This window comes from Kitasatospora sp. NPDC041917 (assembly GCF_055589745.1).
This window is the reverse complement of sequence record NZ_JBVJBI010000030.1, coordinates 48,583-65,849: the sequence shown is the minus strand read 5'-3', so window position 1 is coordinate 65,849 and position 17,267 is coordinate 48,583. Positions and strand designations below refer to the sequence as shown.

Sequence of the window (17,267 nt, the reverse complement as noted above, 5' to 3'; positions counted from 1 at the left end):
CGAACGCCCGGCGGCCCGGACCCGGCCGGGGTCGTCCGTACCCGCCCCGACCTCCGCCCTTTACTCGTTCTTGGGAATGCGCCATGCTCCTTGGAAGGGAACGGCGGGGGGAGACCGGGTGGGCGGGACGAGAACGGTGCGGACGGCGGCGGCGCCGAGGGTGCCGCCGCCGCGCACCGCCGGGGAGCGCGTCGTCCTGCCCGCGCCGCACGACCCGCCCGCCCGGCACGAGCTGCGCGGGCCCGGGCCGGCGGTCCTGCGCTACCCCGCCGGGGACCTGCTGGTCGTCACCGGCCTGCCCGGCAGCGGCAAGAGCACCCTGATGCGCCGCTGCGTCCGCGCCCCGCTGATCGACTCCCAGCTGGTCCGCGAGGAGTACGCGGCCAGGCTGCCCGGCCGCCTGCCGTACGCGCTCTACCGCCCGCTGGCCCGGCTCGCCCACTACCGGCGGCTGCGCCGCGCCGTCCTGGACGGCGGGCCGCTCGCCGTGCACGACTGCGGCACCCAGCCCTGGGTGCGGGCCTGGCTGGTCCGCGCCGCCGCCCGGCAGGGCCGCCGGGTGCACCTGCTGCTGCTCGACGCCGACCCGGCCGAGGCCCTGGACGGGCAGCGGCGGCGCCGGCGCGGCGTCTCGCGCTACGCCTTCGCCCGGCACCTGGCCGCGGTCGCCCGGCTGCGCCACCGGATCCTGGAGGCCGGCCGGCTGCCGGCCGGCTGTGCGTCGGCCGTGGTACTCGACCGGGCCGCCGCGCGCGCCCTGCGGGAGATCGACTTCACGGCGTCGTAGTCTCGGCGAGTCCGCGCCGGGCGCCGGCGGGTCCGGCCGGAGCAGGCCCGGCACGCGGCCGAGACCACGTCAACTCCCCCGTCAGGAGCGCTGATGCGCCGTACTGCCCGGGTGCGCTCGCGTGCCCCCCGCCTGTTCCCCTGCGCCGCCGCGCTGGTCGCCGCGGCCGGCCTGAGCCAGTTCGCGGCTCCGGCCGCACACCGCGCCGCCGCGGCTCCGGCCGCCGCGGTGGCCGGGTGCGCGGACGGCGGCGCCGATGCGGCCGGGGCGGCCGGTGCCGCCGCCCGGCGGCCCGCCGGCAGTCGGCCGGGCGGGGACCCGAACGCGGTCGGCGCCGGGCAGGCCCGGGCGATGCAGGCCGACCTCGACCGGCGGCTCGCCGAACTGGGCGCCGGCCGGCGCCGCGCCGCCGCCCCGACCACCGTCCCGGTGTTCTTCCACGTGATCCACGACGGCGCCGCCGGACGGCTGGACCAGGCCGCCGTCACCGGCCAGATCGACCACCTCAACGAGAGCTACGGCGGCCGGGGGCAGGGCAACGCCGCGAGCCCGTTCCACTTCGAGCTGGTCGGCGCCGACTGGACCGACAACGCGTCCTGGTACACCGGCATGACCCCGGGCTCGCCGGCCGAGCAGGACATGAAGACCGCCCTGCGCAAGGGCGACCAGGGCGCCCTCAACCTCTACACGGCCCGTCTCGGCGACTCCCTGCTCGGCTGGTCGACGTTCCCGGACGCGTACCGGACGAACCCGACCGACGACGGTGTGGTGGTGCTCGACGCCTCCCTGCCCGGCGGCGCCGCCACCCACTACGACGAGGGCGACACCGCGACCCACGAGATCGGCCACTGGCTCGGCCTCTTCCACACCTTCCAGGGCGGCTGCCGGGCCCCGGGCGACTACGTGGACGACACCCCGCCCGAGCGCACCGGCGCCTCCGGCTGCCCCGAGGGCCGCGACACCTGCGCCGGCCCCGGGCTCGACCCGATCCACAACTTCATGGACTACAGCTACGACTCCTGCATGACCGGGTTCACCCGGGGGCAGGTCCAGCGGATGGCCAACGCCTGGGCTGCCTACCGGAGTTGAGCGGCGGCGGCGCGGCAGGACGGCACGGGGCTCAGCAGAACACCACGAGGTAGAGCAGCGTCCGGCCGCCGGAGGCGCGGAACTCGTAGGCCAGGTGGTCCAGCTCGCAGGCCTCCCGCCAGGCGGCCGGACGCTCCTCGGGGGTGAGCAGGGCGGGCACGAAGACGCCCGGGGAGACCTCCTCCAGCTCGCCCCGCAGACCCAGCGTCATCTCGTCCGCGCCGACCGCCAGCCGCTTCGCCAGCCGCGGGGCCACCGGGCCGCGGGCCAGCCGCCAGTAGCGCCCCCCGGCGTCCACGAAGCCGCCCGACGCGAGCGGGTCGTCGAGATTCCGGCCCTGGCGCTCCTCCTTCGGCGGCAGGGCGGACAGGACGTCGGCGAAGCCGCCCGTGCGGCGGCGGGGCTTGCTCGGCATCCGGGCATCCTCCCAGGCCTGGAACCCCGGCTGCGATCGAATTGAATGCGGTGGGTCGCTTTCGGCGTGGCAATACCGAGCGTTTGTCCGATTTGATCTATGTTCGGAGGGTCGGGACCGATCAGGAGCAACCGAAGGAGCAAGGCCATGAGTGCCAATCCCCGGATCGTCGTCGGCGTGGACGGCTCGCCCGCCTCGGAGCAGGCGCTGCGCTGGGCGATCGACTACGCGCGGGCCGTCGGCGGGACGGTCCACGCGATCGCCGCCTGGGAGTACCCGGCCTTCTACGGGTGGGCCGGGCAGGGCGTGCCGACCGTCGAGGCCTTCAACCCCGAGGAGCTCGCCGGGAAGACCCTCAGCGAGACCATCGCCAAGGTGGCCGGCGACGACGCCGGCGTGGCGATCGCCGAGAGCGTGATGCCCGGCAACGCCGCCCAGGCGCTGCTGGAGGCCGCCAAGGGCGCCGCGCTGCTCGTCGTCGGCAGCCGCGGCCTGGGCGGCTTCTCCGGCGTGCTGCTCGGCTCGGTCAGCCGCCACCTCACCGAGCACGCGCCCTGCCCGGTGGTCGTGGTGCGCGAGGGCCAGGCCGCCCCGGGGCAGTCGGCGTAACGCACCGGGGCCGGTGTCCCGCCGGGCCGCCGCGCGGACCAGAATGGAGACATGCCAGAAGGTGACTCCGTCTACCGCGTGGCGGCCCACTTGCGCGAGGCCCTCGCCGGACAGCCGCTGACCAGCGCCGACCTGCGGGTGCCCGCGCACGCCACCGCCGACCTCACCGGCCGCCGGGTGCTGGAGGTCGCCCCGCGCGGCAAGCACCTGCTCACCCGCTTCGAAGGCGGCCTCACCCTGCACACCCACCTGCGGATGGACGGCCGCTGGGAGGTCTACCGCCCCGGCGAGCGGTGGACCGGCGGCCCCGACCGGCAGATCCGCGCCGTCCTCGGCACCGACCGGGGCACCGCCGTCGGCTACCGGCTGCCCGTCGTCGAACTGCTGCGCACCGCCGACGAACGGCGGATCGTCGGCCACCTCGGCCCCGACCTGCTCGGCCCCGACTGGGACGCGGTCGAGGCCGTCCGCCGGCTCCTCGCCCACCCGGGCCGCCCGGTCGTCGAGGCCCTGCTCGACCAGCGCAACCTCGCCGGGATCGGCAACGTCTACGCCAACGAGCTGTGCTTCGTCGCGGGCGTCACCCCCTGGACCGAGGTCGGCGAACTCCCGCACCCCGACCGGCTGGTGGAGCGCGCCCGGCAGATGCTGGAGGCCAACAAGCTGCGCCCCGGCCACATCACCACCGGCGACACCCGGCCCGGCTACCAGCACTGGGTGTACGGCCGCGCCGGACGGCCCTGCCCGCGCTGCGTGACCCCCGTGGTCGCCGGCCGCCAGGGCTCGCCGCCGCGCGACCGGGCGGTCTTCTGGTGCCCCTACTGCCAGCGCGGCCCGGCCCCGGAGGTCACGGCCGCTCGACCAGCGCGGGGTGGCGCGGGTCGTCCACCCGGACGGTGACGTCGGCGGCCTCGGCGGGGACGGTCTGCGCCTCGTAGCGGGCGAAGGCGGGCAGCGTCCACTGCTGATCGGCCGGGGTGCGGCGGGCCAGCGCGGCCGGACCGAGCGCCAGGTGGACGGACAGCTCCAGCGGCAGCCAGCGGCCGAGCAGCAGGGCGCCGTCCAGCAACAGCACGCCGCCGGGCGGGAGTTCGGTGTACGGGGCGCGGGTCGAGCGGTCGGTGACCGGGTCGCGCAGCGAGGGCAGGACACGGCCGCTGCCGCCCGGCTCCAAGGGGTCGAGCACCTCGCGCGCCAGGGCGCCGTCGTCCAGCCAGAGGTCGTGGAAGGCGTCCGCGTCCTGGTGGCCGTACTCCAGCCGGATCGAGGCCGGACGCAGGAAGCCGGAGGCCGAGACCCGCAGCGTCGGGTGGCCGCGCAGCCGCAGCGGCTCCACCAGCGCGTCGGCCAGCGCCTCGGGGCGGGCCGCCGCCGCGCCGTCCACGGCCACCCGCAGGCGCCGGTCGCGGGCCTCGGGCAGGGCGGCGATGCGGTCGGCGAGCAGCTCGGCCAGCTTCTCGGGGGAGATCGGGCGTACCTGCATCGGGCCCTCCTGCCGGGTCGTCGGGACGGGTCGTCGGGACGTTCAGTGTCGTCGGGACGTCGGGACGGTCGGTGTCGTCGGGACGTTCAGTTCAGCGGAAGGGCGTGCAGGACGTCGTCGTGGCCCGCGTAGAGGCGGGTTCCGTCGTACTGGTGGGTCGCGTCGGTGGCGAGGGTCCAGACGTCCTTGCCCGGACCGGAGTCGTGGAAGGTCCACCCCAGCTCGCCGGTCGCCGGGTAGATCGCGCTGACCCCGCCGACCGACGTCCCCGGGACGAACAGCGTGCCGTTGGCGACCAGCGGACGGCTGCGGCGGTCCAGCGGGAACGGCAGCCGGCAGGACCACAGCTCGGCGCCGGAGGACGCGTCGAGGCAGCTGACGACGCCCTGGTCCCACGGGATGTACACCCGGGTGTTGTGCGCGACGGGCGGCAGCGCCCGCCAGGACTCGCCCCGGTGGGGCGAGTGGGTCCAGCCCGGCTTGCCGGTGGGGAGCAGCATGCGCACGCCGCCGTTGCCGTCGGGGACGTAGACGCACGTCGAGCCGGTGACGCACCAGCGCAGGTCCTCCTCGCCGGGGGCGGTCCACAGCTCGCGGCCGGTGACGGCGTCCCGGGCCACCACCTCGGTGCGGCCGTCGACGAATCGGATGCAGGCGAGGAGGCTGCCCCCGCCGAAGGTGGCGGGCGTGACGGGCTGCTCCGTCCGCTCGGTGCGGACGGACCAGAGCAGGGCGCGGTCGATGACCCGCAGGGCGAAGAGGCGGTTGCCCGTCGAACTGCCGTCGGCCCGCGGGCGGCCCCAGGAGTAGCCGTAGAGGATGCCGGGGTCGCGGTCGTAGCCGGCGAGGTGGACCTGCCCCTGCAGTTCGTCGGGCAGCGGCAGGCTCCAGTCGGCGGTGGGGTCGGTGAAGTGGCGGGCTTCGAGGTGGCCCTGGTAGGTGGCGGTGAAGAGGTGGTCGGGCCCGACCACCACCGTGCCGAGCATGTCGAGGTCGCTGGGCCAGCTGCGGTTGGCCGGTGGGTCGAAGACCAGCAGCCGGGCGGCGGTGCCCTTCGCCGGATCGAGGACCTGCAGACCCTTCCGGGAGAGGAAGACGGGGCGGCGGGGCGGGTCGGTCAGCCGCTCCGGGGTCATCGCCTCCGGTCCGCGGTAGGTCCAGAGCGGCGTCGGGCCGGACAGCGCGGTCGGCGGCGGCCCGGTCGGCCCCGGCGAGGGACGGGCCCCACCGCCACCCGAACGGCCGAGCGCCCAGGCGGCCCCGCCCGCCGCGAGCGCCCCGGCCCCGAGCAGCAGCCGGCGCCGGCTCGGCCCGGTGCGCTCCCCGCCACCCGCGATCACGTCCTCGGTGGCCCCGCCGCCGCCCGTCTCCTCGTCCCACTGCCACGACGTTCCGCGCGCGGGCCCCCCGGACGACGACTGCATACGGCTCTCGCTTCCCCACCGGCGGCCCCACGCCGCCACCCGTCCGGAGAATATCGAACAGTCCCCGAACCGTCCGAAACCGCCGCAACGCTCGTACGAGGGCTGGTACCAGGCCGTGCCACACAGCGTGAGGCCCGCCCAGCAGCCCGGGGGAGGTACGCCGTGACGGTGGACCTCTCCGGACTCCGAGCCGCCCGGCCTCAGTTCGGCGGGTGGTCCGCGAGGTCGGCGAGGACGTCGGCGTGGCAGGGGAGCGGGGCGCACCAGCAGCCGAGGCGGTGGCCGCGCAGGGGCGGGACGAGGGCGAGCAGGTCCGGGCGGGCGAGCAGGTGCTCGCGGTACTTGACGACCATCTCCTCGCGGGTGAGGCCGGGGCCCGGACGGTACGGGCAGTGCAGCGGGGACTCGGCGAGGTGCCAGCCGCCGCGGTGCATCGCGCGGCCGACGTAGACGACGTCCGCGTACCCGGGGTCGTCGCGGTGGCCCTTGAGGTTGACCACGGTGGTGCGGCGGGATCGGCTCGGCATGCCGTCCATGCTGGTGCACTCCGCGCCCCGGGGCAGCCCGGGGCCGGTGCGGGCTCGCCTTGACACGGTTGCGGGCCGGGCGTAGCAAAAGAGCATGCGCCATCCGCACGCGACCGGTGGGGCCCCTGGTACGCGGCCCGGTCCGGACCGGCCGCCGGAGCCCGGGGCCGGCGCGGAGGCGGACCGGGCGTTCCCGCCGTCCGTCCGGGACCCGGCCCCGCAGACGGACCAGCGGCGGGACGAGCTCCTCGCCGAGGCGGTGCGCCGGGCGCTGGGGACGACCGGGGTGTACGGAGTGATGGTGTACCTGCGCTCGCGGGACCGCCGCTCGCTGGTGCTGCGCACGATCGCGGGCGTGCCGCTGGCGGTGATGAGCCCGTTCCGGCGGGTGGCCGCCGCCGGCCCGCTGCCGGTCGCGGTCTGCTTCCGGACCGGGCACGTGATCACCCTGACCGACACCGAGGACACCATGCGGCGCTTCCCGCAGCTCGCGGTCGGCCTGCCGTACGACGTCGCCTCCGTCTGCGTGCCGGTGGCGCACGGCGAGGAGCGCTTCGGCGTGCTGAGCGGGCTGTGGCCCACCTCGGACGACGGGCTTCCGGAGCCGGCCGCCCGGCAGCTGGCCGAAGCGGCCGCCCGACTGGGCGAGCAGCTGGCCGAGCTGGCCGGGACCGGGCAGTCGGTGGAGCCGGGCGGCGAGGTGGCCGTGGTGGAGCTGCCGCCGCCGTCGTCGGTACCGACCACCCGGGTCGGGCTGTTCGACTGGGACGTGGCCACCGGGGCGCTCGCCGCCGACGAGCAGTTCCGGGAGATCTTCGGTTTCGGGCCGGGCGAGTTCGACGGCACGGTGGCCGCGCTGAACCGCCGGGTCGCCCCCGGTGACCTGCCGGCGTTCCGGGCCGCCGCCCGCGTCGCGCTGGAGCGCGGCGAGGTGCTGGCCGCCCGGGTCCGGGTGCTCGGGCCGGAGGGCCTGCCGTACCCGGTGGAGCTGTGGGCCCGGGTGCCCGTGGCGATCTCCGACGGCCGGACCCACCTGGTCGGCGCGGTGCTGGACGTGCGCGACCTGACCGCCGCCGCGGCCGCCGTCGAGCGGCTGCAGGAGGGCGTGCTCTCGCTCGACCCCGACGGCCGGATCGGCTACGCCAACCGCGCCACCGAACCGCTGCTCCGGGCCCGCCGCGAGGACCTGCTCGGCCGCCACCCCTGGGACGTGCTGCCCTGGCTCGCCGACCCGGTCTACGAGAACCGCTACCGCGCCGCCCTGTTCTCCCAGCGGCCCACCGCCTTCCTGGCCGCCCGCCCGCCGGACGGCTGGCTCGCCTTCTCGCTCTACCCGGACCCGCACGGCGTCACCGCCCGGGTGGTCGCGGCCGAGCCGCCGCCGGGCGCCGCCGAACCGCCCGCCACCCCGCCGCCCGCCGGCCGCACCGGGGTCGGCGGCACCCACCACCTGCTCCAGCTGGCCAGCGCCCTCACCGAGGCGGTCACCGTGCGGGACGTCTGCCGGGCGGTGGCCGAGGAGGTCCTGCCGTCCTTCGGCGGCCAGGAGCTCGCCATCTACGCGGTGCGCGACCAGCAGCTGCACCTGCTCTCCCAGGCCGGCTACCCCGACGGCTTCCTGGAGGCCTTCGAGGGCACCCCGATCGACGCCCGGGTGCCCGGCGCGGAGACGCTCAGCACCGGCACCCCGGTCTTCTTCGAGTCGGTGCGCGAACTCGCCGCCACCTACCCCGGCCTGGCCCTGGACGAGATGGGCGCCTGGGCCTTCCTGCCGCTGATCGCCTCCGGCCGTCCGGTCGGCACCTGCATCATCGGCTTCGACCGGCCGCGCCCGTTCACCGTGGAGGAGCGTGGCCTGCTCACCGCGCTCGGCGGCTTCATCGCCCAGGCCCTGGAGCGCGCCCGGCTGTACGACGCCGAGTTCGTGCTGGCCCGCGGCCTGCAGCAGGCACTGCTCCCGCACCGGCTGCCCGAGGTGCCCGGCATCCGGATCACCGCCCGCTACCTGCCCGGCACCCAGGGCATGGAGATCGGCGGCGACTGGTACGACGCGATCGTCACCGGCGGGGACGTCACCCTGGTGATCGGCGACGTCGAGGGCCACAGCGTCGGCGCGGCCGCCACGATGGGGCAGCTGCGCAGCGCCGTGCGCGCCTTCGCCTCCGGCGGCGACCCGCCCGACGCGGTGCTCGCCCGCACCAACCGGCTGCTGCTCGACCTCGACCCCGGGCTGCTCGCCAGCTGCTGCCTGGTCCGGCTGACCCCGGCCGTCGGACTCGCCCGGATCGCCCGGGCCGGACACCTCCCGCCGGTGCTGCGTCACCCCGGCGGGCGGGCCGAGGCGCTGTACGTCCCGGGCGGTCCGCTGCTCGGGGTGGACGACCTGGCCGAATACCCGGTCAGCGACCTGCGGCTGGGCAGCGGGGCGGTGCTCGCCCTCTACACCGACGGACTGGTCGAGGACCCCGCGGTGGCGATCGACCGGGGCGTGGACCGGCTGCGGGCGGCGCTGGCCCGGGCCGCGGCGGGGGAGGGGCTGGAGCAGGCGGCCGAGCGGCTGCTGCGCGAGGTCGGGTCGACCCGCCGGGTGGACGACGTGGCGCTGCTGCTCACGGCCTTCGGCTGAGCGGCCGGCGGGCGGGTGGTCCGGTGGGTGGTCCGGCGGGCGGTCCGCCGGGCCGACCAGGCGACTTTCGTCGGCGGGGGCCGCGACGAAGGAGGACGGCGGGCGCCCCGGCCGGACCGATAGCCTCGGCGCGTGGAAGCGATCGCGCGGGCCTGGAACACGGTGGTACGGACGGCGCTGCCGGGGCCCTGGCGGCCCCGGCGGGTGGTGGGCGAGGCGGTGGCCGCCCTGCTGATGGGCGGGTTCGCCGCGCTGTTGGAGCTGCTCGCCAACACCGGCCTGGCACTGCCCCTCGGCCTCGCCGTCGCGGTGCTGTGGGTGCTGCGCAAGGGTCTGCCGGCCACCGTGCTGCTCGCCGCCGCGGCCCTGGCCGGCTGGTCGATCGGACCGATGCCGCTGCTGGTGTGCGCGGGCTGGACGGCCGGCGCGCGGATCCGCCGGGTCTGGTCGCTGGTCGGCGCCTTCGTCGTGGGCTGGGTGCTGTTCACGGTGACGGGTGCGGTGAAGGACGTCGCCTCGCTCTCGCCGAAGCTGGTGCTGTCGCTGTCGCTCGGCTTCTTCCTCGTGATCGCCGTCCTGCCGGCGCTCTACGGCCGCTACCGGGCGCAGCGCCGCGCCCTGCTGGACGCGCTGCGCGAGCGCAACGAGCAGCTGCTGCGCGAGCGGGTCATGGTGGTGCACCAGGCGCGGCTGCGCGAGCGGCACCGGATCGCCCAGGACATGCACGACAGCCTGGGCCACCAGCTGGCGCTGATCTCGGTGCACTCCGGTGCGCTGGAGGTGGACCGGACGCTCACCGACCGGCAGCGCGAGGCGGTCGGGGTGCTGCGGCAGGCGGCGGTCGCGGCGATGCGCGAGCTGCGCGAGGTGGTCGGGGTGCTGCACGACGAGTCGACGGCGCTGCCGCCCACCGCCGGGACGGCCGCCGCCGGCCCGCTGGCCCGGGGCGGGGTGGACGGGATCGGCGGCCTGGTGGAGTCCTCCCGGGCGGCCGGGGCGGAGGTCGACCTCACCCTGGAGGGCGGGCGGCGTCCGTTGTCGGCGGCCGTCGACCACGCGGCGTACCGGATCGTGCAGGAGGCGCTCACCAACGCGCACAAGCACGCCCCGGGCGCGCCGATCGCCGTCGCGCTGCGGTACGAGCCGGACGCGCTGGTGGTGGAGGTGAGCAACACCCGCGCGCCGGAGCTCGTGGGCGCACGCGGCGGCGGGGGCGCGGCGGTCAGCGGCGGTCAGGGGCTGACCGGCCTGCGGGAGCGCGCGAGGCTGGTCGGCGGCATGGTGCACGCCGGGCCCACGCCGGAGCAGGGCTTCCGGTTGGCGGCCGTGCTCCCGTACGAGGGAGCGGAACAGGACGCGGCGGCGGCGACGGGCGGGGCCGAGGACTGGATGCTGGACGGCCCGCCGCCCGTCGAGGAGCCGGAGCGCGGGCGGCGCAGCCCGGCGATGGGCTGCGCGCTCGGGGTGGTCGCGGTCGCGCTGATCGTGCTCGGCCTGGTGGTCTGGGGCGTGATCGCCTTCGTCCGGGGCACCAACGACGCGACCGTGCAGAAGCCGATGTACGACCAGATCAGGGTCGGCACCGCCGAGGCCGAGGTGCTGCAGACGCTGCCGCGCGGCAACAACTTCTTCACCGACACCTATAAGGGGACGGGGCCCGAGGTGCCGGCGGGCGCGCACTGCCGCTGGTTCGTCCTGAACGGTGCGCCCGGCGCTGGCTGGAACGAGGAGCACGTGGCGCGATTCTGCTTCCGGGACGGGGCGTTGGTGGAGAAGCAGGAGTACGTCGCCAGGGGCTGAGTGCCCCCGTGCGCGGGCGGGTGCCCCGGCGGGGTGGGCCGGGCCGGTTTCGGAGCACGGTGGTCCGGATCGGGGTGGTTCGGAGCGGTCCCGCCGGGATGTGAGGATGGTGCCGCAGCCGAAGCACTGTTCGAGGGGAATGACCAGCGTGATCCGAGTTCTCGTCGCCGACGACGAGCCGCTGATCCGGGCCGGGATCAGGATGATCCTCGGCTCCGCCGCCGACATCGAGGTGGTCGCGGAGGCCGTCGACGGGCGCGAGGCGCTGGAGCTCGCGCGGGCGCACCGGGTGGACGTGGTGCTGCTGGACATTCAGATGCCGGTGATGGACGGGCTGACGGCGCTCGGGGAGCTGGCGAGGGTCGCCCCCGGCGCGCGGGCCCTGATCCTCACCACCTTCGGAGAGCGCGAGAACGTCCTGCGCGCCGTGACCGAGGGCGGTGCCGGCTTCCTGCTCAAGGACACCGCGCCGAACGAGCTGATCCAGGCCGTCCGGGCGGCGGCGGGCGGCAACGCCTTCCTCTCGCCGGCCGCCACCCGGCACATCGTCGACTCGCTGGCCTCCGGCCGCAGTGCCTCGCTGGCCGCCCGCGCGGTGGCGGCGCGGCGCCGGCTGGAGGTGCTCACCCCGCGCGAGCTGGAGGTGTTGGCGCTGCTCGGAGAGGGTCTGTCCAATGCCGACGCGGGGGCGCGGATCCACATGAGCGAGGCGACGGTGAAGACCTACGTCAGCCGGATCCTGGCCAAGCTGGGCTGCGAGAACCGGGTCCAGGCGGCGTTGTTGGCCCGGGACGCGGAGCTCGACGGCCGTCACTGAGAGTCCCTTTTCGATCGCGGTGCGTGTCGGGCGTGACGGATGCCACTCGGCGGCGGCGCGGAACCGGGAACTCCGGACCGGATGGTGACGGTGCGTCAGCCGACGATTCCTCCGCGTGGATGGCGTGTGAGCTTTCTCGGAGGGATAGGTGTGAGCGAGGGCACGGATTTCGATCATTCGATCTTGAAAATTCGGTCAAAAGCATTCAAATCAGGCGCAACTTCTTGATCAATACCGCCGGTAACAGTCAACTGACCTGCGACGTCCAAGAATTGCTTGCTGCGTCCGGGTGATGCCCCCTAGCTTCATTGGCGGCGCAACGAGCGCCACCCGGGTCCACCCCGACGCACTGCCCGCCGACTGACCAGCGGCGCGAGGGCGGTGCCCGCCGACGAGGCCGGCTCCAACAGGCCGTCGGCGTGCGGAGGTGACCGGGGCGGCACGGCACGTCCGACACGTGTCCGGCCGCCCGTCGAGTGAGGTGAGCGAAAAACTGCCGGCCCATGTCCCGGGCCTGGTTCCGCATGCCCACCCGGGACTTGTCGAGAGGACCTGTATGAATCCCCGTCACGAGACCGCCGCTGCCACCGACACCACCGCCACCCCCAAGCGCCACCGCGTTCGGATGGCGATCGTCGCGGGCGCCGCCGTCGCGGCCCTGCCGGTGGCCGGCCTCGTCACGGCCACCTCGGCCTCCGCCGCTACCGCCTCCACCTGGGACGCCGTCGCCCAGTGCGAGAGCGGCGGGAACTGGAGCATCAGCACCGGCAACGGCTTCCACGGCGGACTGCAGTTCTCCCCGTCCACCTGGGCCGCGTACGGCGGGACCGCGTACGCCTCCCAGGCCAACAAGGCGAGCAGGGCGCAGCAGATCGCCGTCGCGGAGAAGGTCCTCGCCTCGCAGGGCCCGGGCGCCTGGCCCGTCTGCTCGCAGAAGGCGGGCCTGGGCAGGGGCGGCGCCCCGGCCGCCGTCGACACCTCGGGCGGCGCGGAGGCCAAGCCGGCCGCGAAGGCGGCCAAGCCCGCCAAGCCCGCCGCCGCGCCCGCGGCCAAGCCCGCCAAGCCCGCCGCCCCCAAGGCCGCCGCCGCGCAGCAGGCGCCCCAGGGGCAGCCCTCGGCCAAGCCCGCGCAGTCCGCGCCGGTCGCGCCGAAGAACACCGCCGCGGGCGGCTACACCGTCAGGAGCGGTGACACCCTGAGCGAGATCGCGGCCACGTTCGGAACCGACACGGACAGCCTCTACCGGAAGAACGTGCGCACCATCGGTGGCGACCCGGACCTGATCTTCCCGGGCCAGACGCTGACGGTCTGACCCTTCGACGGGAGGCCGCCCGGCGGGGAGCCGCCCGACGGAGCCTTGCCGACCGGCCGGAGCGGCCGCCCTGGACGGGGTGGCCGCTCCGGCCGGTTCCGGTGCGTTCGCGGGCCGTTAACGGCCCGTTACGGGCCGCTGCGGGCCCTGGCAGGCCCTTGCGGGGCCCCGTCCTCCGCGTGCGGTCGGCCGTCGCGCCCCTCGCCGGTAGGGTCGGCCGATGGTCCGACTGATCGACGACAGTGAGCTCACCGCCTCCCCGGTGGTGGCCAACAGCACGATGAACCGCGAGCGCGGGCTCACCGGGGTGAACAGCTACGCCCGCGAGCTCGGTTTCGACCCGCTCGCCTGGCTGGCGGAGCACGGGGGTGCGACGCCGGGATGGCTGGACCTGTGCAGCGGTGAGGGCCGGGCGCTGCTGGCGGCGGCCCGGAGCCGGACCCCGGGGGCGGTCGTGGAGCTGACCGGTGTGGACCTGGTCGGCCCGCCGGCAGCGCCGCCGGACCTGGCGGAGCTGCCGCACCTGCGCCTGGTCACGGCGGCGGTGGCGGACTGGGAGCCGGAACGGTCCTACGACCTGATCACCTGTGTGCACGGGCTGCACTACCTCGGCGACCAGCTCGGTGCGATCACCCGCGCCGCCTCCTGGCTGACCCCGGACGGCCGGTTCGCCGCGCACTTCGACCCGGAGTCGGTGCGCCGCCCGGACGGCTCCGGCGCGGCCCGCGCGGTGGTGGCGGCGCTGCGGGCGGCCGGCTTCGAGTACCGGGCGCGCCGGCACCTGCTGGTCCTGGACGGCGGGCGGGAGGTCGCGCTGCCCTTCGCCTACGCCGGAGCCGACCCGGCGGCCGGGCCCAACGGGACGGGTCAGCCGGCGGTCGGGTCGTACTACCACTAGTGGGCGTGTGCGCCGGGGTGCGGGGGTGCCGCACGGCATTGTTGAACGTTGAACGCAACGTCCGAATACCGCCGGAGGTTTGAAGCCCGTCGGACCAGGATCGAGTCATGTCCGAGATCGGAACGAGGAGTTCTGGAGATATGACGATGAACGGTGCGATGGTGCTCGACGGCAAGGTGGCCCTGGTGACCGGTGGCAGCCGGGGGATCGGGGCGGCGGTCGCCCTGCGGCTGGCCGAGGACGGCGCCGACGTGGTGGTGACCTACCAGGGCGGTGCGGAGCGGGCCGAGGAGATCGCCGCGAAGATCACCGCGATGGGGCGGACCGGCTGGGCCGTACGGGCGGACAGCGCCGACCCGCAGGCGGTGGAGGGCGTGGTCGAGGCCGTCGTCGAGCGGTTCGGGAAGCTGGACGTCCTGGTGAACAACGCGGGGGTCGGCGTCCTCGGCCCGATCGGCGACCTCACCCTGGCGGACGTCGACCGGGTGCTGGAGGTGAACGTCCGGGCACCCTTCCTCTACGCCCGGGCGGCCTCCGCGCACCTGGCCGAGGGCGGACGGATCGTCACCGTCGGCAGCTGCATCGCCCAGCGCGTCGCCTTCCCCGGCGCCACGCTGTACGCGACCAGCAAGGCCGCGCTGATCGGCCTGACCAAGGCGCTGGCCCGGGAGCTCGGGCCGCGCGGGATCACCGCCAACCTGGTCCACCCGGGGCCGATCGACACCGACATGAACCCGGTCGACGGCCCGTCGGCGGAGTTCCAGAGCGGGCTCACCGCGCTCGGCCGCTTCGGCACCGGCGCGGACGTGGCCGCCGCCGTCGCCTACCTGGTGGGCGAGGACGGCCGGTACGTCACCGGCGCCGAACTGGCGGTGGACGGCGGCTTCGCCGCCTGACGCGCGGGGCCCGGCGGGCACGGTGTCGTGCCGGGCGGTTGTCGGCGCCCGCGCTTACGATCGCCCGGCACGACCCGTGCTCCCGTACCGGGACCCCGTACCGAGAGGTGTGCCATGACCGCAGCGGAAGACCCGATCGGGCTGCTCGCCCGGGCCCTCGCGCAGACCGCCGGGCTGATCGACGGCACCGGCGTCGAGCTGGCCGGCCACCCGACGCCCTGCCGCTCCTGGGACGTCGGCGACCTGATCAGCCACCTCCTGCACGACCTGCGGCAGTTCACCGTACGGGCGAAGGGCGGGCAGCCGGACTGGTCGCAGCCCTTCGAACGGGTCGAGGAGGACTGGCTGCACGCCTTCGAGGCCGGGGCGGAGGAACTGGTCGACGCCTGGCGCGCGGCCGGCGACCTCGGCGGCACCCTGGAGGTCCCCGGCTTCGGCGCCCTGCCGGCCCGCTTCCCGGTCGACCAGCAGACCGCCGAATTCGCCGTCCACGGCTGGGACCTGGCCCACGCCACCGGCCAGTCCACCGAGGGCCTGGACCACGAGGTCGCGCTCGCCGCGCTCGCCTGGGCCGGTGGTGCGCTCAAGCCCGAGTACCGCGGCGCGGAGGAGGAGCGGCACGCCTTCGGCCCCGCCGTCGCCGTCCCCGACGACGCCCCGGCGTACGACCGGCTCGCCGCCTTCTTCGGCCGCGACCCGGCGGCGGGCCTGATGAGTTAGGCAGGGCCTGCCCGCGGACCCCCGGCCGCGGGGAGCCGCGCACCCCGGCGCCGCGCCCCGGGGCCGGCGGTTCCTACGGGTGGCTCCAGCGGAACTCGATCTCCGGGTGGCGCGGCGACGGGCCGTCGAGGAGCGGGGAGGGACGGTCGCGCAGGAAGCGGTCGGCGAAGGCCCGGACGTAGGTGCGGGTGAGCGCGGTGGCGCGGGCCGGGGGCAGGGTGCCGAGCAGGGCGGTGACGACCTCGGCGGGGAGGTGGTCCGGGAGGTTGCCCGGGGCGGCGGCGTGCGGCAGGTCGGTGAAGCTGAGGTGGCCGGCGCCCAGGGTGCGCAGTTGGCGGCCCCAGGCACGGTGGTGCTCGCGCCAGCGCTGCCAGGTGTCGTGGTCGTCGAGCGAGGTGAGCAGCAGGAACGGGCGGTCCAGCCCGAGCTCCGGGACGGGCGAGCCGAACAGGCCGCCGTCGAGGTCGAGGCCGATCCGCAGGCGCCGGTCCTGACGGAGCGCCTCGGCGGCCGCGGCTCCGCCCATGGAGTGGCCGAGCACGCCGATCCGCTCCTCGTCGATCCGGAACGGCAGCCGGCGGCCGGTCAGTTCACCGATGACGAAGCGCAGGTCGCCGACCCGCGCGGCGATCTCCTGGCGCTCGGCGGCGTCCCAGTCCGGCGGGTCCTCCGGCAGGACGCTGAGCACCAGCCGGCCGTCCGGGAACTCGACGGCGGCCGCGTCGTAGGTGTGGTCGACGGCCGCGACGAGGTAGCCGTGCGCGGCCAACTCCTCGGCCAGCGCGGTGCAGTTGCTGCGCCCGCCCTTGCGGCCGTGCCCGAGCAGCAGCAGGGGGAGCGGGCCGGGGTGGGCGGGTGCGCCGGCGCGGGCGGTGGGGCGGACCAGGGCGAGGGTGCCCGGGTCCAGCGGCAGGCTCCGCTCGATCACGGCCGCGACCCGGGGGGTGGTGTAGGGCGCGCGGGGCCGGCCGGCGGTGCCGCGCGCCGGGTACCAGAACTGCACCATCAACTCGCGCGGGCCGGGGGTGGGTGCGAACGGGTCGGGTCGGTCGTGGTCCACCAGGTGCAGGCTCGTGGTGCCGACCGGCCGGTCGACGGTGGGCGCGGGCAGGTCGACGGTGCGCCGCGGTGCGGGCAGGTCGACGGTGCGCGGCGGGGCGGCCAGGGCGGCCCCGGCGGGCAGCAGGGCGGCGGACCCGCCCAGGCCCGCGAGGGCGAGCAGTGAACGGCGCCTGATCATGCGTCATCCTTGCCGGCTCGGCGACTGGGTCCGGCAAGCCTAGGTGGTCCGGACCGGCCGGGCCAGGGGCCGCGGGGTGCCGATCGGCCCAGGGCGGCCGAGGGCGGTTCAAGCCGACTCGGGGCGGCTCAGGGCTTGGCGGCCTGCCGCGCGGCGGCCTGCTTGATCGCCTCGCGGATGCGCGGGTAGGTGCCGCAGCGGCAGACGTTCTGGATCCGGTCGATGTCCGCGTCCGTCGGGTTCGGGGTTCGGCGCAGCAGGGCGACGGCGGTCATGATCTGGCCGGGCTGGCAGAAGCCGCACTGGGCGACGTCGCAGGCGAGCCAGGCCTCCTGGACGGGGTGGAGGACCTCACCGTCGGCCAGGCCCTCGATGGTGGTGACGGTGTGGCCCTCGCAGTCCTTGACGGACCGGGTGCAGGGCTGGAACTCCTCGCCGTCCAGGTGGCTGGTGCAGGCGCGGCAGACGCCCACCCCGCAGCCGTACTTGGGGCCGGTGACGCCGAGCTTGTCGCGCAGGACCCAGAGCAGCGGCATGTCGTCCGGGGCCTCGACGCTGACGGGCCGCCCGTTGAGGACGAAGGTGTGGGTGGGCATGGGGAGTCGGTATTCCTCAGCAGGTGGT

The 17,267-nt window shown here is 75.8% G+C and carries 17 protein-coding genes; 11 read left to right on the top strand and 6 right to left on the bottom strand.

What is annotated here, in order from left to right:
- The first annotated feature begins 76 nt into the window (after positions 1-76).
- On the top strand, positions 77-787 hold the full coding sequence (locus ACZ6EM_RS29230; RefSeq protein ID WP_452179282.1) for an AAA family ATPase: 711 nt from the start codon (positions 77-79) through the stop codon (positions 785-787).
- Positions 788-880: 93 nt separating this feature from the next.
- Complete coding sequence (locus ACZ6EM_RS29225; RefSeq protein ID WP_452191303.1) at positions 881-1,876, top strand: zinc metalloprotease; 996 nt, start codon at positions 881-883, stop codon at positions 1,874-1,876.
- A 31-nt stretch (positions 1,877-1,907) separates the two neighbouring features.
- Here ACZ6EM_RS29225 and ACZ6EM_RS29220 read toward each other — a convergent pair whose 3' ends face one another.
- Entirely contained in the window at positions 1,908-2,291 is a 384-nt protein-coding gene (locus tag ACZ6EM_RS29220; protein WP_452180802.1) for a hypothetical protein, read from the bottom strand.
- Between the two features lie 147 nt (positions 2,292-2,438).
- Here ACZ6EM_RS29220 and ACZ6EM_RS29215 point away from each other — a divergent pair, with 147 nt between their 5' ends.
- Positions 2,439-2,900 carry a universal stress protein gene (locus ACZ6EM_RS29215; RefSeq protein ID WP_359900206.1) on the top strand — a complete coding sequence of 154 codons (462 nt, stop codon included), beginning with the start codon at positions 2,439-2,441 and terminating at the stop codon, positions 2,898-2,900.
- Positions 2,901-2,951: 51 nt separating this feature from the next.
- The gene (locus ACZ6EM_RS29210) at positions 2,952-3,800 is read left to right on the top strand and encodes a DNA-formamidopyrimidine glycosylase family protein (RefSeq protein ID WP_380553355.1); all 849 of its coding nucleotides are present in this window, start codon (positions 2,952-2,954) and stop codon (positions 3,798-3,800) included.
- Here ACZ6EM_RS29210 and ACZ6EM_RS29205 read toward each other — a convergent pair.
- The 3 genes from ACZ6EM_RS29205 to ACZ6EM_RS29195 form a co-directional block, all read right to left on the bottom strand.
- Positions 3,748-4,383, bottom strand: coding sequence for a nucleoside/nucleotide kinase family protein (locus tag ACZ6EM_RS29205; protein ID WP_452190402.1), 636 nt, complete (start codon positions 4,381-4,383; stop codon positions 3,748-3,750). The two genes, ACZ6EM_RS29210 and ACZ6EM_RS29205, sit on opposite strands and share 53 nt — an antisense overlap.
- Before the next feature lie 86 nt (positions 4,384-4,469).
- Positions 4,470-5,807 (bottom strand): outer membrane protein assembly factor BamB family protein, encoded by a 1,338-nt coding sequence (locus ACZ6EM_RS29200; protein ID WP_465773611.1) that lies wholly within the window; start codon positions 5,805-5,807, stop codon positions 4,470-4,472.
- Between the two features lie 200 nt (positions 5,808-6,007).
- Positions 6,008-6,334, bottom strand: coding sequence for a DUF4326 domain-containing protein (locus tag ACZ6EM_RS29195; RefSeq protein WP_387693495.1), 327 nt, complete (start codon positions 6,332-6,334; stop codon positions 6,008-6,010).
- Positions 6,335-6,428: 94 nt separating this feature from the next.
- Between ACZ6EM_RS29195 and ACZ6EM_RS29190 the strand changes: the two genes are divergently transcribed.
- The 7 genes from ACZ6EM_RS29190 to ACZ6EM_RS29160 all read left to right on the top strand — a co-directional run bounded on the left by ACZ6EM_RS29190 (position 6,429) and on the right by ACZ6EM_RS29160 (position 15,403).
- Positions 6,429-8,960, top strand: a complete 2,532-nt coding sequence (locus ACZ6EM_RS29190) for a SpoIIE family protein phosphatase (protein WP_465773610.1) — start codon at positions 6,429-6,431, stop codon at positions 8,958-8,960.
- Between the two features lie 132 nt (positions 8,961-9,092).
- Complete coding sequence (locus tag ACZ6EM_RS29185) at positions 9,093-10,760, top strand: sensor histidine kinase (RefSeq protein WP_465773609.1); 1,668 nt, start codon at positions 9,093-9,095, stop codon at positions 10,758-10,760.
- Between the two features lie 148 nt (positions 10,761-10,908).
- Positions 10,909-11,577, top strand: coding sequence for a response regulator transcription factor (locus ACZ6EM_RS29180; protein ID WP_465773628.1), 669 nt, complete (start codon positions 10,909-10,911; stop codon positions 11,575-11,577).
- Between the two features lie 556 nt (positions 11,578-12,133).
- Positions 12,134-12,889: a transglycosylase family protein gene (locus tag ACZ6EM_RS29175; protein WP_401050148.1), complete on the top strand. Its 756-nt coding sequence runs from the start codon at positions 12,134-12,136 to the stop codon at positions 12,887-12,889.
- 220 nt (positions 12,890-13,109) lie between these two features.
- A complete protein-coding gene (locus tag ACZ6EM_RS29170) occupies positions 13,110-13,787 on the top strand; it encodes a class I SAM-dependent methyltransferase (protein ID WP_465773608.1) in 678 nt (225 codons plus the stop codon).
- Between the two features lie 140 nt (positions 13,788-13,927).
- The gene (locus ACZ6EM_RS29165) at positions 13,928-14,683 is read left to right on the top strand and encodes an SDR family NAD(P)-dependent oxidoreductase (RefSeq protein ID WP_380547030.1); all 756 of its coding nucleotides are present in this window, start codon (positions 13,928-13,930) and stop codon (positions 14,681-14,683) included.
- A 114-nt stretch (positions 14,684-14,797) separates the two neighbouring features.
- Positions 14,798-15,403, top strand: a complete 606-nt coding sequence (locus ACZ6EM_RS29160) for a TIGR03086 family metal-binding protein (protein ID WP_452179331.1) — start codon at positions 14,798-14,800, stop codon at positions 15,401-15,403.
- A gap of 73 nt (positions 15,404-15,476) precedes the next feature.
- Here ACZ6EM_RS29160 and ACZ6EM_RS29155 read toward each other — a convergent pair whose 3' ends face one another.
- Together ACZ6EM_RS29155 and ACZ6EM_RS29150 are read right to left on the bottom strand one after the other, a co-directional pair.
- Positions 15,477-16,643: an alpha/beta hydrolase gene (locus ACZ6EM_RS29155; RefSeq protein ID WP_465773607.1), complete on the bottom strand. Its 1,167-nt coding sequence runs from the start codon at positions 16,641-16,643 to the stop codon at positions 15,477-15,479.
- A 128-nt stretch (positions 16,644-16,771) separates the two neighbouring features.
- Entirely contained in the window at positions 16,772-17,239 is a 468-nt protein-coding gene (locus tag ACZ6EM_RS29150; protein WP_359900229.1) for a (2Fe-2S)-binding protein, read from the bottom strand.
- Positions 17,240-17,267 lie beyond the last annotated feature (28 nt).

Excerpts from the sequence above, each read along its gene's own strand:
- ACZ6EM_RS29170 (WP_465773608.1), top strand. The coding sequence starts at position 13,110 with ATGGTCCGACTGATCGACGACAGTGAGCTCACCGCCTCCCCGGTGGTG.
- ACZ6EM_RS29175 (WP_401050148.1), top strand. The coding sequence starts at position 12,134 with ATGAATCCCCGTCACGAGACCGCCGCTGCCACCGACACCACCGCCACC.
- ACZ6EM_RS29155 (WP_465773607.1), bottom strand. The coding sequence starts at position 16,643 with ATGATCAGGCGCCGTTCACTGCTCGCCCTCGCGGGCCTGGGCGGGTCC.
- ACZ6EM_RS29210 (WP_380553355.1), top strand. The coding sequence starts at position 2,952 with ATGCCAGAAGGTGACTCCGTCTACCGCGTGGCGGCCCACTTGCGCGAG.
- ACZ6EM_RS29195 (WP_387693495.1), bottom strand. The coding sequence starts at position 6,334 with ATGCCGAGCCGATCCCGCCGCACCACCGTGGTCAACCTCAAGGGCCAC.
- ACZ6EM_RS29160 (WP_452179331.1), top strand. The coding sequence starts at position 14,798 with ATGACCGCAGCGGAAGACCCGATCGGGCTGCTCGCCCGGGCCCTCGCG.
- ACZ6EM_RS29200 (WP_465773611.1), bottom strand. The coding sequence starts at position 5,807 with ATGCAGTCGTCGTCCGGGGGGCCCGCGCGCGGAACGTCGTGGCAGTGG.
- ACZ6EM_RS29215 (WP_359900206.1), top strand. The coding sequence starts at position 2,439 with ATGAGTGCCAATCCCCGGATCGTCGTCGGCGTGGACGGCTCGCCCGCC.
- ACZ6EM_RS29150 (WP_359900229.1), bottom strand. The coding sequence starts at position 17,239 with ATGCCCACCCACACCTTCGTCCTCAACGGGCGGCCCGTCAGCGTCGAG.
- ACZ6EM_RS29205 (WP_452190402.1), bottom strand. The coding sequence starts at position 4,383 with ATGCAGGTACGCCCGATCTCCCCCGAGAAGCTGGCCGAGCTGCTCGCC.
- ACZ6EM_RS29190 (WP_465773610.1), top strand. The coding sequence starts at position 6,429 with ATGCGCCATCCGCACGCGACCGGTGGGGCCCCTGGTACGCGGCCCGGT.
- ACZ6EM_RS29225 (WP_452191303.1), top strand. The coding sequence starts at position 881 with ATGCGCCGTACTGCCCGGGTGCGCTCGCGTGCCCCCCGCCTGTTCCCC.
- ACZ6EM_RS29220 (WP_452180802.1), bottom strand. The coding sequence starts at position 2,291 with ATGCCGAGCAAGCCCCGCCGCCGCACGGGCGGCTTCGCCGACGTCCTG.
- ACZ6EM_RS29230 (WP_452179282.1), top strand. The coding sequence starts at position 77 with ATGCGCCATGCTCCTTGGAAGGGAACGGCGGGGGGAGACCGGGTGGGC.
- ACZ6EM_RS29165 (WP_380547030.1), top strand. The coding sequence starts at position 13,928 with ATGACGATGAACGGTGCGATGGTGCTCGACGGCAAGGTGGCCCTGGTG.